Source organism: Micromonospora sp. 067-2 (assembly GCF_046549295.1).
Taxonomy (GTDB): Bacteria; Actinomycetota; Actinomycetes; order Mycobacteriales; family Micromonosporaceae; genus Micromonospora.
The window spans coordinates 111,978-127,664 of record NZ_JAJPWB010000001.1 but is presented as its reverse complement, the minus strand read 5'-3'; the positions used below and the strand labels follow the sequence as shown (position 1 = coordinate 127,664).

General features: G+C 73.6%; 13 protein-coding genes. 2 read left to right on the top strand and 11 right to left on the bottom strand.

Translation table 11 applies throughout. The features are described from left to right. The first annotated feature begins 63 nt into the window (after positions 1-63). Both ACLJN9_RS00580 and smpB read left to right on the top strand, forming a co-directional pair. Complete coding sequence (locus ACLJN9_RS00580; RefSeq protein ID WP_410808960.1) at positions 64-2,301, top strand: hypothetical protein; 2,238 nt, start codon at positions 64-66, stop codon at positions 2,299-2,301. Between the two features lie 25 nt (positions 2,302-2,326). Next, the gene (gene smpB / locus ACLJN9_RS00575; RefSeq protein ID WP_410808959.1) at positions 2,327-2,818 is read left to right on the top strand and encodes an SsrA-binding protein SmpB; all 492 of its coding nucleotides are present in this window, start codon (positions 2,327-2,329) and stop codon (positions 2,816-2,818) included. A gap of 94 nt (positions 2,819-2,912) precedes the next feature. Here the strand turns inward: smpB and ACLJN9_RS00570 are convergent, their stop codons facing one another. The 11 genes from ACLJN9_RS00570 to ACLJN9_RS00520 form a co-directional block, all read right to left on the bottom strand. Beyond that, the gene (locus tag ACLJN9_RS00570; protein ID WP_410808958.1) at positions 2,913-3,326 is read right to left on the bottom strand and encodes a type II toxin-antitoxin system Phd/YefM family antitoxin; all 414 of its coding nucleotides are present in this window, start codon (positions 3,324-3,326) and stop codon (positions 2,913-2,915) included. 41 nt (positions 3,327-3,367) lie between these two features. Then, the gene (locus tag ACLJN9_RS00565; RefSeq protein ID WP_410808957.1) at positions 3,368-3,940 is read right to left on the bottom strand and encodes a GNAT family N-acetyltransferase; all 573 of its coding nucleotides are present in this window, start codon (positions 3,938-3,940) and stop codon (positions 3,368-3,370) included. 52 nt (positions 3,941-3,992) lie between these two features. Then, on the bottom strand, positions 3,993-5,087 hold the full coding sequence (locus ACLJN9_RS00560) for a (Fe-S)-binding protein (RefSeq protein WP_410808956.1): 1,095 nt from the start codon (positions 5,085-5,087) through the stop codon (positions 3,993-3,995). Then, entirely contained in the window at positions 5,084-6,469 is a 1,386-nt protein-coding gene (locus ACLJN9_RS00555; protein ID WP_410808955.1) for an FAD-binding oxidoreductase, read from the bottom strand. The genes ACLJN9_RS00560 and ACLJN9_RS00555 overlap by 4 nt, the downstream gene beginning before the upstream one ends. A gap of 60 nt (positions 6,470-6,529) precedes the next feature. Further along, positions 6,530-8,491, bottom strand: a complete 1,962-nt coding sequence (locus ACLJN9_RS00550; RefSeq protein ID WP_410808954.1) for a hypothetical protein — start codon at positions 8,489-8,491, stop codon at positions 6,530-6,532. A 109-nt stretch (positions 8,492-8,600) separates the two neighbouring features. Further along, positions 8,601-9,338: a ribonuclease activity regulator RraA gene (locus tag ACLJN9_RS00545; RefSeq protein ID WP_410808953.1), complete on the bottom strand. Its 738-nt coding sequence runs from the start codon at positions 9,336-9,338 to the stop codon at positions 8,601-8,603. Beyond that, a complete protein-coding gene (locus ACLJN9_RS00540; protein WP_410808952.1) occupies positions 9,335-10,132 on the bottom strand; it encodes an SDR family NAD(P)-dependent oxidoreductase in 798 nt (265 codons plus the stop codon). The genes ACLJN9_RS00545 and ACLJN9_RS00540 overlap by 4 nt, the downstream gene beginning before the upstream one ends. After that, on the bottom strand, positions 10,129-11,352 hold the full coding sequence (locus ACLJN9_RS00535; RefSeq protein ID WP_410808951.1) for a mandelate racemase/muconate lactonizing enzyme family protein: 1,224 nt from the start codon (positions 11,350-11,352) through the stop codon (positions 10,129-10,131). Before ACLJN9_RS00535 ends, ACLJN9_RS00540 begins: the two co-directional genes overlap by 4 nt. After that, positions 11,340-13,187: an ABC transporter ATP-binding protein gene (locus ACLJN9_RS00530; RefSeq protein ID WP_410808950.1), complete on the bottom strand. Its 1,848-nt coding sequence runs from the start codon at positions 13,185-13,187 to the stop codon at positions 11,340-11,342. Before ACLJN9_RS00530 ends, ACLJN9_RS00535 begins: the two co-directional genes overlap by 13 nt. Positions 13,188-13,201: 14 nt before the next feature. Continuing rightward, positions 13,202-14,758, bottom strand: a complete 1,557-nt coding sequence (locus tag ACLJN9_RS00525; RefSeq protein WP_410808949.1) for an ABC transporter substrate-binding protein — start codon at positions 14,756-14,758, stop codon at positions 13,202-13,204. Positions 14,759-14,799: 41 nt separating this feature from the next. Then, entirely contained in the window at positions 14,800-15,681 is an 882-nt protein-coding gene (locus tag ACLJN9_RS00520) for an ABC transporter permease (RefSeq protein ID WP_410808948.1), read from the bottom strand. Between the last annotated feature and the right edge of the window lie 6 nt (positions 15,682-15,687).

Here is a 15,687-nt window from a genome sequence, read left to right as displayed (position 1 = left end):
GTCGCCGCGCGGGTGGCCGCACGCCGACGTCCGCCGCGCTGCCGCGCACACCTCGGGGGGCCCATGGCGGACGCGTCGCCGACCGGACCGACGACGTCCGGCAACGTCGTGGAGCTGCGGGTGCACGGCGTCTCCGGGGCGGGGGCGGACCAGGTGCTGGACCGGCCGCACGTGGAGCAGGTCGCCGGGGACCGCAGCGGCGGCTTCTACCGCACGCGACCCGGCTACCCGGGTGCCACCGGTACGGACGGGATGATGCTGGAGGCGTACCGCTGGAGTGACCTGCCGTCCGGCACGGCCGTGCGGACGCTGTCGCTGGTGTTCCTGCTGCCGTTCATGCTCTGCAACGTGGCGCTCTGGATGTGCCCGCCCATCACCGCCTACAAGCACGTCATCATCGCGCTGTGCCGGGTGCTCGCGCTCACCCTCACCATGCTGTACGTGCTCTCCATCGTGGGGGTGGCGCTGGACCTCATCGCGTGGCGTTGCATGGGCACCCCGTCCTGCCTGGCCGAGCGGAGTTGGCTGTCCTGGCTCGGCGGGCGCTCGCCGGGGCTGCGCCTGGGGGTCCTGGCCCTGGTGCCGATCGGTGCGGTCGGGGTCGTGTGGTGGTTGGCCGCGCGTTCGGGCCACTCGTTCGACGCGTTCCGGACCCGGGAGCCCTCGGCGTCCGTGCACGAGTTGAGTGCGGTCGGCCAGTGGGACGGCATGCCGCTGGTGAGCCGGCTGCGCTCGGTGCACGTCGCCGCCGCTTTCGCCACCCTCGACGGCAGCCTGCTGGCCGCCCGCGCCAGCCAGGGCGCCACCGGGGAGATGGTGGCGCTGCTCGTGGCCACCGGCGCGGTGCTGGTCGCCTGCGTGGTGCTGCTCTGCGTGGTGCGGCCCCTCGACCAGCCCATCCCGTCGACCCGGGTCGACGGGCTCACCCGCGGGCTGCGCACGATCGCCTGCGGTCTGACCATCCTGGTGATCGCGCACACCGTCCGGAGTCGGAGGCCGTGGCCGCAGGCCGGCGAGTTGCCCGGGTACGGCGCCATCGTGGCCTGGCTGTTCGTCAGCCAGACCGCGCTGCTGGCCGTGCTCGCCGTCGTGGTCATCTGGCGAAGGAGCGCGACGCCGGGGAGATCTGCCCTGCGCGCCCTGGGAGCGCCGGTCTTCGTCACGGTGGCCGCGGGTCTCGCCGTGGCGTTCTCCGCCGAGCTGGTCTACCGGGTGTCGGACCTGCTGGACCGCGACGGGCAGACCGCCGGACGCCTGGTCACCAGCCCTCCCCTGGCGTACATGTGGGCGATCTTCGGGTTCTTCATCGCGGTGCTGACCGCGCTGCTGGTCGGCGGCGTGGTCACGGTGCTGACCCGCCGCGAGCGGTGGCGTACCGCGGCGGCGATCGTGGCCGCCGACTTTCCGCACGCGCCGCCGGAGGCGGCGGAGCGGCTGCGCCAGGTCGAGCGGACGGTCGCACGGGCCCGGTTCACCGAACGGCTGATACCGCTCACCGTGGTCTACGCCGGGCTGGCCGCGCTGGGCCTGGCCACCAGCGTGCTGGGCCTGCTCCAGCTCCATCCGGGCGACGCGATCCAGCGTTACGTCGGCGTGCCCGCCGGCATGGTCGACTTCCTGATCGGGATGGGCAGCTACGTGATCGCCGCGATCATCCTCGGGCTGGTGATCGGCGGAATCTTCGCGTACCGGACGGCGCAGTTCCGCCGATACGTGGGCGTGTTGTGGGACCTGGGCACGTTCTGGCCGCGGGCCGCACACCCCTTCGCTCCGCCCTGCTACGCCGAACGGGCCGTGCCGGAGCTGGCCCGTCGGATCACCTACCTTGTCGACCAGGGCGAGTCGGTGCTGCTGGCCGGGCACAGCCACGGCTCGGTGCTGCTCGCCGCCACGGTGCTGCAACTGCCGCCCCGGGTCACCGACCGGGTCGCCCTGCTGACCTACGGGTCGCCGTTGCAGCGGTTGTACTCGCGGCTGTTCCCCACCTACGTCAACGACGGGGCGCTGCGCGAGATCGGTGAGCGGGTCGGGTGGCGCTGGACGAACCTGTGGCGCGACACCGACTCCATCGGCGGTTGGATCTTCGCCCCGCAACGGCCGGGCGACCGCGCGAAGCCGACCGGTCCGACGGCGACGGTGGATCAGCGGTTGACCGACCCGGACGACGTGGTGCCGCCGCCGTACGACAGTGTGCCGCCGCCGATCCTGGGGCACTGGCCGTGCGAGTCGGAGGAGGCGTTCACGGAGGCGGAGCGGGACCTGGCCGAGCGGCTGCGGGCGGACCGCAGATGGACCGGCTGAGCCGGCGGCCAGCTATCGTCGCCGGGTGACCCCGTCCAAGCAGCCCGAACGCCGGCTGATCGCCTCGAACAAGAAGGCCCGACACGACTACACCGTGCTGCGCACGTACGAGGCGGGCATCGTGCTGGTCGGCACCGAGGTCAAGTCGCTGCGCGAGGGGCGAGCCTCACTGGTGGACGCGTTCGCCCACGAGCGCGACGGCGAGATCATGCTGTACGGCCTGCACATCGCCGAGTACGCGTACGGCACGTGGACCAACCACGCTCCCCGGCGCAACCGCAAGCTCCTGCTGCGTCGAGCCGAGATCGACCGGATCCTGGACAGGGTGCGGGAGGGCGGGGTGACGCTGGTCCCGCTGTCGATGTACTTCGACAACGGCTGGGCCAAGGTCGAGCTGGCCCTGGCCAAGGGCAGACGCACCTACGACAAGCGGCAGGCGCTGGCCGAGCGGGACGCCAGCCGGGAGATCGCCCGCGAGTTGGGCCGTCACCTGAAGGGCCACCCCCGCCGCCCGTGACCCGTTCCGGGGGTGGACCCGGCACGGCCTCCGCCGGAAGCGGTCAGCGGGCGGCACCGCGCGGCGGGACAGCTGCCGGCCCGCCGGCGACGGCTCAGCCGGCGAGCAGGTCGGCGTGCGCGGCGCGCAGCCGGGCCAGCGCCGGGTCGCTGCCGGGGACGACCCGGCGGTCCAGTTCGGCCCACGTCTGCGCCAGCGCCGTGCGGACGGCGGCCAGCTCGGCGGCGTGCCGTTGGCTGCTGCGCCGGTGCTGCTCGTCGAGCCGACGGGCCCAGCCGGCGGTGACCGTGGCGAGCCGGTCGGCGTCGGCGCGGGCCTGCGCACCGCTGCGGGCGGCAGCGGCCGGGACGATGGCGGCGACCGGGCGGGGATCACCGTCGCGGGTGACGACGGTGACCGCGTCGGTCAGCTCGGCCAGCGCGACGAGCTGACTGAACCGGGTGCGCGCCTCACGCAGCGGCACGGAACGCGGCGGGTCGGTTTGCGGGGTGAGCGCGGGGACGGCCATGGATGCATGCTGCCGCCCGGGTACGACAGAAACCGCGGTCGTCAATGGACGGTGAGACGCCGGACAGCCGGCCCGGCCACCCACTCGTCGGCCAGCACCGACCAGACCTCGAGGTCGACGCGCCCGCGCGGGCTCGGATGGAGCTGGCGGAGCGTGCCGTCGTGACGCAGACCGAGCCGGCGGGCGAGCGCGATGCTGCGGCCGTTCGCGGCGTCGGTACGCCACTCCACCCGCTGGATGCCGCGCTCGCGTACCGCCCAGTCGACGATCCGGCGGATCGCCGGCGCGACGAGCCCGTGCCCCTGCGCTGTCGGCTCCAGCCAGCAACCCACCTCGCAGACGCCCAGGTCCGCGTCGAACGACGCGAACAGGACGCCGCCGACCAGCGTGCCACGCCACCACAGGCCCCAGATGCCGCCGGCGTCGCGGGCCCAGCGGTCGGCGTACCGCTGCAGCAGCGCCCGGGCCGACGGCAGGTCGGTGGCGGCGAAGGACGGCGACACCCATGGCTCGATGTGCTCGCGGGCCCGGTCCAGGTGGGCGAGAAACTCCTCGGCCCGCCACGGGTCAAGCGGACGCAGCTCGACCTCCTCGGTCAGCGGCAGAACGAACATCGGGCCTCCACGGGTGCGCTCCATCGTCGGGCAGCAGAGTCGCACACATGAGTCAGTGGATGGTTGGCGTCACGTCGGTCAGCAGCTCGGCGAGGTGGATCGCGCGGACGGCGGAGCGGCGCCGACGCAGCCCGGACTGGAGCTGGCGCAGGCAGCCGGGATTCACCGCCACCACAAAGTCGACGCCGGCCGCCTCGATCTCGTCGAGCTTCGCGTCCAAAATCCGGCGCGACTCCTCCGGGCGCAGCAGCGAATAGGTGCCGGCGGCGCCGCAGCAGGTGGCGGCCGAGGGCAACTCGACGTGGTCGGCGACCCGCCGCAACAGGGCCCTGGGTTCGGCGTACACGCCCAGGCCGTTCCGCAGGTGGCAGGAATCCTGCAGGGTGACCCGGGCCCGGCGGCCCTTGACCTGCAGTTCGCCGCTGGGCGCCCGGTCCCCCAGCCACTGGGACAACTCGCGCACCCGGTCACGGCCGAGCACCGCGGCCAGGTGTGCGGCGCAACCGCCGGAGGTGGTGACGATCGTGCCCGGCAGCTGCACGCCGAGCCGGTGCGCCATCCGCTCACCGCCCGCCAGGTCGCCGTTGTGCGCGTGCAGCGCCCCGCAGCAACCCTGCCCGGGCGGAACGGCCAGGTCCGGATCGAGGTCTCGAACAGCGCGGCTGACCCTGGGAAAGAGCCCGCGTTCGAAGCAGCCCAGCATGAGTTGCGCCCGGCCGGCGGCGGTCGCGCCGCCAGCGGGAGCGTCACCGCCCGGCGAGGCACCGGACGCGGCCCGGCGGACGAGGCCAACCAGTCGCAGCAGCCAACGCTGCTCGGCGAGCAGCATCAGCGCGCGGGCCAGCGGTGGCCGCCGTCGGCCACGCCACTGGTGCACCCGCCACTGCTCCAGCAGGCTGCCGTACTCCACCCCGGCCGGGCAGACCGGCTCGCAGGCACGGCAGCCCAGGCAGAGGGACGCCTGCTCGGTGAGGGTCTCGTCGTCCGGCGGCAGCACACCGTCCTGCAACGCGCGCATCAGGCTGATCCGACCCCGGGGCGAGGACGCCTCGTCGCCGGTCAATGCGTAGGTGGGGCAGGCTGGCAGGCAGAAGCCACAGGAGATGCAGCGCGACAGCTGCTCGGGGTCGAACACGTTCCCGGTCACGAGCCCAGCTTTCCGGGGTTGAGGATGCCGGCCGGATCGAACGCGGCCTTGATCCGGCGCAGCAGGGCCACCTGGTCGGCACCGAGCCGGTCGGTGAGGAACGGCAGCTTCGCCGCGCCCACCCCGTGCTCGCCGGTGATGGTGCCGCCGAGGTCGAGGGCGGCGGCGAAGATGTCGGCGAACGCCGCCTCGGCCCGGCCCACCGCGTCGGTGTCCTCGGCCGAGTCGAGCACGCACGTGGGATGCAGGTTGCCGTCGCCGGCGTGGCCGAAGGTCGCGATCCGTACGCCGTGCCGGCTGGCGATGGCATCGATCCGGTCGACCATCTCGGCGATCCGTGGACGGGGCACCGTGGCGTCCTCCAGGATGGTCAGCCCGCCGCGGCGGGACAGCGCCGGCAGGGCGCAGCGGCGCGCCAACAGCAGAGCCTCGGACTGGGCCACCTCGCGGGCGGTGGTCACCTCGACGGCTCCGGCGTCGACGCAGGCCGCCCCGATCCGCTCCAGATGCCGGGCGACGAGGTCCGGCGGGCCGTCGTCACCGAAGAGCAGCAGCGCGCCGGCGTCGGCACGCAGCCCCAGGTGGGCGAAGTCCTCGACCGCGTCGATGCAGGCCCGGTCGAGGAACTCCAGGGTCGCCGGCAACACCCCGGCGCGGATCACCGCAGCGACCGCCGTGCCGGCGTCGGCGAGGGTACGGAAGTAGGCCAACCCCGTGTTGGTGGACTCGGGCGCGGGCAGTAGCGCCACGGTCGCCTCGGTGATCACCGCGAGGGTGCCCTCGGAGCCGGTGAGCAGCCGGGTCAGGTCGTAGCCGGCCACGTCCTTCCACAGCCGGCCGCCGGTGCGGATCACCTCGCCGGTGGGCAGCACCGCCTCCAGCCCGAGCACGTGGTTGCGGGTCACCCCGTACTTCAGTCCCCGCAGCCCGCCGGCGCAGGTGGCGATGGTGCCGCCGACGGTGGCGACGGTCCGGCTGCCCGGATCGGGCGCCCAGAGCAGGCCCTGCGCGGCGGCGGTGTCCGCGAGCGCGGCGCTGGTGACGCCGGGCTGCACCCGGGCCAGCAGCTCGTCGGCGCTGATCTCCAGGATCCGGTTGAGCCGGGTGAGCACCAGCACGATACCGCCGCGCTGCGGCACGGTCGCCGCGCACAGGTTGGAGCCGGCGCCTCGCGGCACCACCGGCACGCCGTGCCTGCTGGCCCAGGCCAGCACCGCCGCCACCTCGGCGGCATCCGCGGGGAAGAGCACCGCGTCCGGCGGGTGGGCGAACAGCGGGGTGGCGTCCCGGGAGTATGCCACCAGGTCGCCGGCGGCGTCGTGCACACCGGCCGGGCCGACGATGCCGCGCAGATCGGCGAGCAGGGGCGCGGGAAGGGTCACGGATACCTCCGGGAGTCGACCCCCGCCCGGTGGTGTTCCCGGGCGGGGGTCGACGGTGGGTCAGAGACCGACGACCGAACGGTCGGCGATCAGGATGGGAGAGTCGTAGAGCGGCACGTTGGTGAAGGTGTAGGAGCTGCCGCTGACCGACCAGCTGCCGGTCGGGATGTCGAAGACCGCGCCGGTGCGCGGGTCGACGTAGACGGGGTCGGCGAAGTTGCCGGCGCTGAACGTGACGGTCACCGGCGTGTGGGTGTTGTCGTCGCCGGGCGTGGCGCCGCTGAACCAGAGCGCCACCGACTGCCGGCCGGTGCCGGCCTTGCCGAAGGCCTGGAACGACAGGGTCGACGCGGTGTCGTCGGTGACGCCGTACCCGCTGATCGGGGTCATCGTGTCGTCGAACAGCGCGGCCACCGACTGGATGGCGTAGTACGACGGCTTGGCGTAGCGGACCTTCTTGTCGGTGCCGGTACGCACCAGGCCCTTCGAGTTCACCTTCGACGGGTAGTGCAGGTCGGAGATGCTGAACACGCTGGTGCTGATCCCCCGGCCCAGGTCGGCGATGGTCCGGCGGAGCATCCACTTGGCCTGGGCCAGCTCGGTCCAGCTCAACTCGCCCAACGCGCCGAAGCTGTCCGGCCGGCTCGGCGCGCCGTTCTCGCCCTGGCGCAACAGCAGGCGCGGTGCGAACGAGTCGGCCGTCTGGCGCAGCAGCCGGACCTGCTCGTAGGAGGCGTCCGGGTTGGCGTTGTACGGGTGGTAGGTGATGCCGTCGACCAGGCCGAGCTTGCCCAGGTCCCGGACCCGGGTCAGCACCGCGTCGGCGTACGAGCGCTCGACCCCGGCCAGCGTGCAGCAGAAGATCACCGCGCCGGGCTGGACCGCCCGGATCCGGGTGGCGGTGCGCACGAAGAAGTCGGCGTAGACGACCGGGTCGATGCCGCCGAGGTTCGGCTCGTTCCAGATCTCCCACTCGGTGACCCGGTTGGCGTACCGGGTGGTCAGCGCGCTCACCCAGGCGTCCCAGGCCGCCAGGGCCTCGGCCGAGGTGGGCACCTGCCCGCCGAGGCCCGCGCCGCCACCGCCGGGGTAGAGCGGGTTGCCGTACGAGGTCTGCAGCCAGGGCCGCACGCCACGGGAGACGGAATCGTCGACGATGGCGTCCAGCCAGGCCCAGTCGTAGCTGCCCCTGACCTTCTCGGTCTTGGCCCAGCCGGCCTGGAAGCGGGCCCGGGTCGCGCCCAACGGGCCCAGGTAGCCCTTGTACGACTGGTAGTTGGTGTAGTCGCGGTCCAGGGTCTCCGCGCCCACGATGAGCTTCGACGAGCCGATCTGGCCGGCGCTGCGCGGTGCGACGGTGCCGATCTGCGGCCAGCTCACCGGGTTCGGCTCGAACCGGGTCCGCACGTCGTCGACCCAGGCGGTGCCGGTGTCGCCCGCCGAGATGCCGAGCTGGACGGTCGACAGGCTGGCGCTGGCCACCCGGAACGCCAGGTTGGTGGCCCGGCGCTGCCCGTCGATCCAGACGCTGGCGGTGCCCGTGCCCGGCCGTGCCACGATCCGCAGGTCGTACCAGCGGTTGGCGGTGTAGGCGCCCAGCTCGACCCGGTTGCCGCCGCTGTAGGTGTAGAGGCGTCCCGCAGCGTCCAGGGCGACGCTGACGGTGTGCCCGGCCGGGCCGTCCAGGTGCAGACCGATGACGGCCGTGGTCTGGGCGGCCCGCAGCCGGGCGTGGGCGACCACGGTCGCGGAGGTGGTGCCGTAGGACCGAATGGCGGTGATCCCGGCGGTGGTGGAGGTGTCGGTGAGGCGCAGACTGCGATCGACCGTGCCGGCGACGTCGGCGGCGGCGCCGGTGCCGCCCCCGCCGGCCACGGTCCAGCCGGCGGGGATCTCGCCGACGGCGGTGGTGTCGAAGGTGTCGTTGAGGTCGGCGGCGAGGGCGGGGCTGGCCGGCACCGTGACGGTGGCGCCGACCAGCGCGGCGGTCAGGACGAGTTTCAGGGGTGTACGACGGGACACTGCGGTACCTCCGGGAGGGGACGGTCTCGGGCGGTGGTACGGGTGCTGCCGGACGGGTACTACCGGGCCACCCCCGCAGCGGTCCGTGGGAGCGCCGGCAAGCGACGGGTCACCGGGCGTCGCCGACGGCGGCACGGCTCTCGTCGTACGCCCGCAGGGTCTGCTCGTCCGGCGGGTAGGTGCCGCGCAGCGGAGCGCCGGCCGCCACCCGCCGTTGCAGGTACGCCTCGAGCTCCTCCTGGTCGCGGGCCGGTTGCGCGATCACCGGCACCAGGTGCCGCGGTACGCAGACCACCCCGTCGGTGTCGCCGACCAGCACGTCTCCCGGGTACACCGGAACACCGGCGCAGCCGATCGGCACCTGCAGGTCGACGGCGTGGTGCTGGGCCAGGTTGGTCATCGCCGCCGCGCCGGCCGCGAAGACCGGCAGCCGCAGCTCGGCGATGCCCTCGATGTCGCGCAGCGTGCCGTCGGTGACGATCCCGGACGCACCTCTGGCGGCCAACCGGGTGAGCAGGATGTGCCCGGCGGAGGCCGCCCGGCCCTGGCCCCGGCAATCCATGACCAGCACCTGACCGGGCTGCACCGACTCGACGGCGAGGCGCTGCGGGTGGTCGTAGTCGGCGAACACGTCGAGGGTGTCGATGTCCTCGCGGGCCGGGATGTAGCGCAGCGTGAACGCCTCGCCGACCATCCGGGGCGCGTGTCGGCTCTGACCGCGCAACCCGGCGAGGTAGGTGTTGCGCAGCCCGAGTTTGAACAGCTGGGTGGTGAGGGTCGCGGTGCTGGCCTCGGACAGCGCGGCGAGGTCGGCGGGGTCGAGCGGGGCGAGGAACTGGTCGGTCATGTCTGCTGGCCTTCGTGTCCGGAGGTGTCGAGGACCGGGTCGGTCCCCGGGGGTCGTGCCTGGACGGAGAGCCCGCCGTCCACGGTGAGCACCTGCCCGGTGATGTAGTCGGCGTCAGTGCTGGCGAGGAAGGAGACCGCGGCGGCCACGTCGGCGCCCGTGCCGACCCGGCCGAGCGGCACCGGGGCGGCACGGGCCGCCTTGGCCACGTCGTCGAGCGCCGCGAATCGGTCGTTGGCGATGGCGCCGGGGGCGACGGCGTTGACCCGGATGCCGAGCGGGGCGAATTCCAGGGCGATGGCCCGGGTAGCCGCCTCCACCGCCCCCTTGGTGGCGTCGTAGGCCACCGCGTGGCGATGCGCCCTGGTGGCGCCGATCGAGGAGATGTTGACCACGGCGGAACCGGGGGTCATCACCCGGGCGGCGGCCACCGCGCACAGGAAGAGCCCCCGGACGTTGACCGCGAAGCTGCGGTCCCAGTCGGCCGGGTCCAGCTCCACCAGCGGGACCCGGCCCAGCATCGTGGCGGCGGCGTTGTTGACGAGCACGTCCAGTCGGCCGAACCGGTCCACCACGGCCGCCACCATGGAGGCCACCGCGTCGGGGTCGGCCACGTCGGCCGGCACGGCCAACGCCGGCCCGGGCAGCCCGGCCGCCGCGGTGTCCAGCTCGTCCGGATCGGGCCCGTTCACCGCGACGGCGGCGCCGTCGGCGGCGAGCCGCCTGGCGATCTCCAGCCCGATGTTGCGGCCGCCGCCGGTGACCAGGGCGACCTTGCCGGCGAGCCGGCTCACCGCGACGCCCCGGCGGGTGCCACCGGTCGGAGTGCGTCGAGCGGGCCGTTGCCGGTCGCGGGGCCGGTCGGTGCCCGGTCGACCACGGTGGCCGCGTCGGTGCCCGCCCAGCTCAGCGGGCCGGCGCTGGCGGCGACCCGGGCCGGGTCGAGCGTCACACCCAGCCCGGGGCCGGCCGGCACCCGGAGTCGGCCACCGACATAGCTGACCGGTTCGCGGACCACGTCGCGGGTGTAGAGCAGCGGGCCTACCGGGTCGCTGGGCAGGGTCACCGACGGCATGGCCATCGCCACGTGCGCGGCGGCGGCCGTACCGATGGACAACTCCTGCGTGGTGCCGACCAGGCAGGACTTCCCGGCCGCCTCGGCGATCGCGAAGATCCGCCGGGCCGGGGTGATGCCGCCGATGGCGATGACACTGACGTTGAACACGTCCACCGCGTCGGCGGCGACCAGGTCCAACGCCCAGCGGAAGCCGTAGACGTGCTCGCTGACCGGCACCGGCAGTCGGTCCCGGGCGTGCGCGAGGCCCGTCAGGTCGTGGTGCGGCGCGGGCGACTCGACCAGGTCGAAGCCGACGTCGGCGACCCGGTCGACGAAACGACAGGCGGCCCGCGCGTCGAGCAGGTTGGAGAAGTCCAACGACTTGATGCTGATCCCGTCGCCGTGCCGGTCGCGGACCGCCCGCAGGAACTGCTCGTCGAGGTCGAGGCGGCGTCCGACGTACACCCGGAAGTGCTCGAAGCCCTCGGCGACGCGGCGGTCGACCATGGCCAGGTTGCGCGCCACGTCGTCGTCGCGCTGCTGGCGGAAGATGGGGTACGCGATCGGCACCGCGTCGCGGACCGCCCCGCCGAGTAGGTCCACCACCCGGACGCCGAGGTGCTTGGCGGCCAGGTCCCACATCGCGATGTCGACCCCGCACTTGATGGTGCGGCTCTTGTCGTAGATGTAGCCGGCCTGCGGGAAGCTCTGCTCCAGGCGCCGTTCCACCTCGGTGATCTGCAACGGTTCGAGTCCGACCAGGAGTTCGTTGAGCGTGCCCTCCAGGTCGGCCACGTCGACGTGGTAGCGGGGCAGGTGCTGGAAGTCCGACATCTCCCCCACCCCGACGAGACCGTCGCTGTCGGTGAGCAGCTCGACCAGCACGTGCCCGCAGGTGATGCTGCCGTGCCGGGGCGTGTTGACCGCTGTGAGGCGGACCCGGGTTATCTGGACCACGCTGCCGTCCTTCCGGTGCGGGCCTGGGTGGGGTGGCCGGGGGCCATCTCCAGCAGCAGGCGGGTGTACTCGTGGGTGGGGTGGTCGTAGATCTGCTCCGCCGGGCCGTGCTCGACGATCCGGCCGTGGCGCAGAACCGCGATGTCGTGCGCGACCGACCGGACCACGGCCAGGTCGTGGGTGATGAACAGGTACGTCAGGTCGTGCTCGCGTTGCAGGTCGGCCAGCAGGTTGAGCACCTGCGCCTGGATCGAGACGTCCAGCGCGCTGACCGCCTCGTCGCAGACGATCAGCCGGGGTCGTGGGCCGAGCGCCCGCGCGATCGCGATGCGCTGGCGCTGACCACCGGAGAAGGCGGCCGGGTGCCGGTCCAGAGCGGAAGCGTCCAGGCCCACCTGGTCCAGCAGCCGGACCAGCTCGGCGCGGGAGTCGTCCAGTCGGTGCACCCGCAGCGGCTCGGCCAGGATCTGCCCCACGGTCATCCGCGGATCCAGGCTGGCGTACGGGTTCTGGAAGACAACCTGCACCTCGCGCTGCAACCGGCGCAACTCGTCACGGTCGGGCCGGGTGACATCGATGCCCGCGTAGCGGACCGTTCCGCCGGTGGGGCGTTCCAGCCGCAGCAGGGTCCGGGTGAGGCTGGTCTTGCCCGAGCCGGACTCGCCGACCAGCGCCAGCGTGCGTCCCGGCGACAGCCGCAGGCTGACCCCGTCGACCGCGCGGACGTGGTCGACCACCCGACGCAGTGGCCCCCTCCGCACCGGGTAGTGCAACACGACGTCGGTGAACTCGGCCACCGGCGGCCCGTCCGGCGCCGGATCGGCCGGCACCGACGTGGGCTGGTCCGGCGCGGGCTCGTCCACGGGCGTCGGCTGCGGGTTGAGGCAGGCCGCCCACTGGTCCGGCGCGTGCGGTTCCAGCGCCGGACGGTGCTCGTGGCAGGCGTCGAGCACCACCGGGCAGCGCGGGGCGAACGCGCAGCCCGGCGCGACGTCGCGCAGGTCCGGCGGCTGCCCGCCGATCGCGGCGAGCCGCTGCCGGGCCGGTGCGTTCAGCCGGGGGGTGGCGGCCAGCAGCGCCCGGGTGTACGGCATCCGCGGATCGCCGAGGACCTGCCCGGTGGGGCCGGTCTCCACCACGCGGCCGGCGTACATCACCGCGACCCGGTCGGCGTGGGCGGCGACGGTGCCCAGGTCGTGGGTGATCAGGACCAGCCCCATGCCGAGGTCCCGGCGCAGCGCGTCGAGCATGTCCAGGATCTCGGCCTGCACCGCCACGTCCAGCGCGGTGGTCGGCTCGTCGGCGATGAGCAGCTTCGGCCCGCTCACCAGCGCCAGCGCGATGGCGGCCCGCTGGCGCATCCCGCCGGAGAGCTGGTGCGGGTACTGCGCCAGCCGGGCCTGCGGGTCGGGCAGCCGGGCCAGCTCCAGCGCGGCCACCGCCCGCGCACGGGCGGTCGAGCGGCTGACCGGCTCGTGGGCCCGTACGGCGTCGGAGATCTGGGTGCCGAGGGTGAGCAGCGGATTGAGCGCCGTGCTCGGGTCCTGGAACACCATGGCCACGTCCCGGCCACGCACCGACCGCCAGCCGCGCGCGTCCAGCCCGGTCAGCTCGGTGCCGGCCAGCCGGATGGTGCCGCTGCTGTGACAGATCGGCGAGCCGGGGTTGAGACCGAGCACGCTGAGCGCGGTGACGGTCTTGCCGGAGCCGGACTCCCCCACCACGGCGAGGGTCTCACCGGCGTCGACGTGCAGGTCGACGCCGGCAACGGCGTGTACCGCGCGCTCCGGCGGGCCGAAGGTGACGGTGAGGTGCTCCACGTCGAGCAGCCGCATGACGCGCACCCCCTTCAGGAGGCGAGTTCGGCTTCGTCGAGGCGCCACTGGCCGTCGACGTTGAGCACGATCCCGCTGAGCTTGGCGCTGTGGATGAGGGGCGACTTGGGCTGGTGCAGGAAGACCCAGTAGTTCTCGCCGACGATGCGGCGCTGCACGTCGACGTACGCCTGTTTGCGCACCGCCCGGTCCTCGGCGCCGACCGCCCTCTCCAGCAGGCCGTCCAGGGTGGCGTCCTTCAGCCCGGACCAGTTGTTGGAACCCTTGCTGGCGAAGTACGGGTCGAAGGACAGTGACGGGTCCAGCCGGGGAATGTCGATCACCAGCAGGGTCGCGTCGAAGTCGTGCTTACGCATCCGGTCGAGCTGGGTCTGCGCCTCCAGCACCTCCACCTTCGGCGCGAAGCCGGCGGCGGTGAGCTGCGACTGCAGCAGCTCGGCGATGGTCGGGTCGGGTGCCCGCCGTCGGGCCACCACGGTGATCGGCACCGGGCTGCCGCCGAGCAGTGACCTGGCCTTCGCCGGGTCCAGCGCCGGCGGGGTGATCGACGGGTCGTAGAACCAGTCCTTGGCGGTGGCGAAGGAGGGCGCCAGGTCGTACTCGCCGCCGGCGGCGGCCTTGCCCACCCCGGCCCGGTCGACCGCCCGGGCGAACGCCTCGCGCACCGACGGATCGTCGAACGGGGCCCGGGTGACGTTGAGCGCGACGTAGTAGGAGCGCCGGACGCCGATGTCCTCCAGCACGATCTGCTTGTTGGCGGCGAGCTGGGTGAACTCCTCGGGCGGCAGCGCCCGGACGAGTTGCACGCCGCCGGTGGTGACCTCGGCGCGCAGCACCTTGGTGTCGGTGACGAAGCGGAACACCACCCCGTCGAGCCGGGGCAGCGCCCCGCCGTCGGCAGCTCTGCGCCAGTAGGAGGTGTTGCGCCTGCCGGTCAGCTGCACCTTGGAGCGCCAGGCGTCGAGGACGAACGGGCCGGTACCGACCGGCTTGCGACCGTAGTCGCCGGCCCTGACGGCGGTCGGTGAGGCCATCATGCCCGGCTCGTGGGCGAGCTGGACCAGCAGCAGCGGGTCGGCGGTCTTCAGGGTGAGCTTCAGCGTGCGCGGGTCGACCACGTCGACGCCCGCGAGCTTCTTCAGCGCGCCGGCCTTGGTGGACTTGGTCGCCGGGTCGATCACCCGGCGCAGGTTGAACGCGGCGGCCTCGGCGTCGAACGGTGTGCCGTCGTGGAAGCGGACGCCGTCGCGCAGGGTGAAGGTGACGGTGGTGCCCTCGACGGCCCACTTCTCGGCCAGTGCCGGCACGAACGAGCCGTCCCGCTCCTGGCGCAGCAGGGTGTCGTAGAAGAGGTTGAGCACGCTGCGGTCGGAGGAGATCGCGCTGCTCAACGCGGGGTCGAGGGTGGTGGGTTCGTTGTCGAAGCCGACGGTGAGGGTGCCGCCGCGCGTCGCGCCGCCGCCCTCGCCGCCGCAGGCGGTCAGGCCGACCGCGGTGAGCGCGGCGACCGTGCCACCGAGCAGGGCGCGGCGGCTGAGCAGGGCAGGGTGCAGCGAGGAAGGTGTGGCCATGACAGGGATCCCTTCCGGGAGGGGGTGGTGGGGGAGGTGGGTCACCGACCGGGGTCGACCTCGGGTCGGTGGGCGTCGAGCGCGTCACGCAACGCGTCGGCGAGGAGGTTGAACGCGGCGATCGTGAGCAGGATCGCCAGGCCGGGGAAGACGCTCAGCGACCAGCTGGCGTCCAGGTGGTCGGTACCGGAGGCGACCATCGCGCCCCAGCTGGGCTGGGGTGGTTGCACGCCGAGACCGAGGAAGCTCAGCGACGCCTCGGCGATGATGGCGGTGGAGGCCTGCAACGCGGCGAAGACGCCGAGGGTGCCGGCGAGGTGCGGAAGCAGGTGCCGGCGCAGCAGCGCCCAGGTGGGCACGCCGACGATGTGGGCGGCGGAAACCCATTCCCGGGTACGCAGTGAGAGCACCTCGCCGCGGACCACCCGGGCGAAGCGGGGGGTGGCCACCACGGCGATGGCGATCAGCGCGTTGCGCAGCCCGGGGCCGAGCGCGGCGACCACGGTGAGCGCGAGGACCAGCAGGGGGAAGGCGAGCAGTCCGTCGACGACCCGCATCAGCAGGGCGTCCAGCCAGCCGCCCCGGTAGCCGGCGAACAGCCCGAGCACGGTGCCCAGCACCAGGGCCGCCCCGACCGCGACGGTGGCGACCGCGACGGTGACGCCGGCGCCGTCGACGATCCGGGCCAGCACGTCGCGCCCCAGCTCGTCGGTGCCCAACGGGTGTGCGGCGCCGGGGCCGGTGAGCAGCCGGTCGGTGTCGGTGGCCCGGCTGCGGGCCTCCAGGAGTGGGCTCGCGGCGGCGGCGAGGGTGACTGCCGCCAGCACCGGCAGCGCGAAACGGGCTCGCCGGTCCCGCAGCAGCCGGCCGAGCACCGGTCGGCGGGTGTCCCGGGTGGCGATGGTGGTGGTCTCGGCGGCCATGACGAC

Bases quoted from the DNA above. Each gene is read 5' to 3' on its own strand.
- ACLJN9_RS00565 (WP_410808957.1), bottom strand. From the start codon at position 3,940: ATGTTCGTTCTGCCGCTGACCGAGGAGGTCGAGCTGCGTCCGCTTGAC.
- ACLJN9_RS00545 (WP_410808953.1), bottom strand. From the start codon at position 9,338: ATGACCGACCAGTTCCTCGCCCCGCTCGACCCCGCCGACCTCGCCGCG.
- ACLJN9_RS00570 (WP_410808958.1), bottom strand. From the start codon at position 3,326: ATGGCCGTCCCCGCGCTCACCCCGCAAACCGACCCGCCGCGTTCCGTG.
- ACLJN9_RS00580 (WP_410808960.1), top strand. From the start codon at position 64: ATGGCGGACGCGTCGCCGACCGGACCGACGACGTCCGGCAACGTCGTG.
- ACLJN9_RS00525 (WP_410808949.1), bottom strand. From the start codon at position 14,758: ATGGCCACACCTTCCTCGCTGCACCCTGCCCTGCTCAGCCGCCGCGCC.
- ACLJN9_RS00520 (WP_410808948.1), bottom strand. From the start codon at position 15,681: ATGGCCGCCGAGACCACCACCATCGCCACCCGGGACACCCGCCGACCG.
- ACLJN9_RS00530 (WP_410808950.1), bottom strand. From the start codon at position 13,187: ATGCGGCTGCTCGACGTGGAGCACCTCACCGTCACCTTCGGCCCGCCG.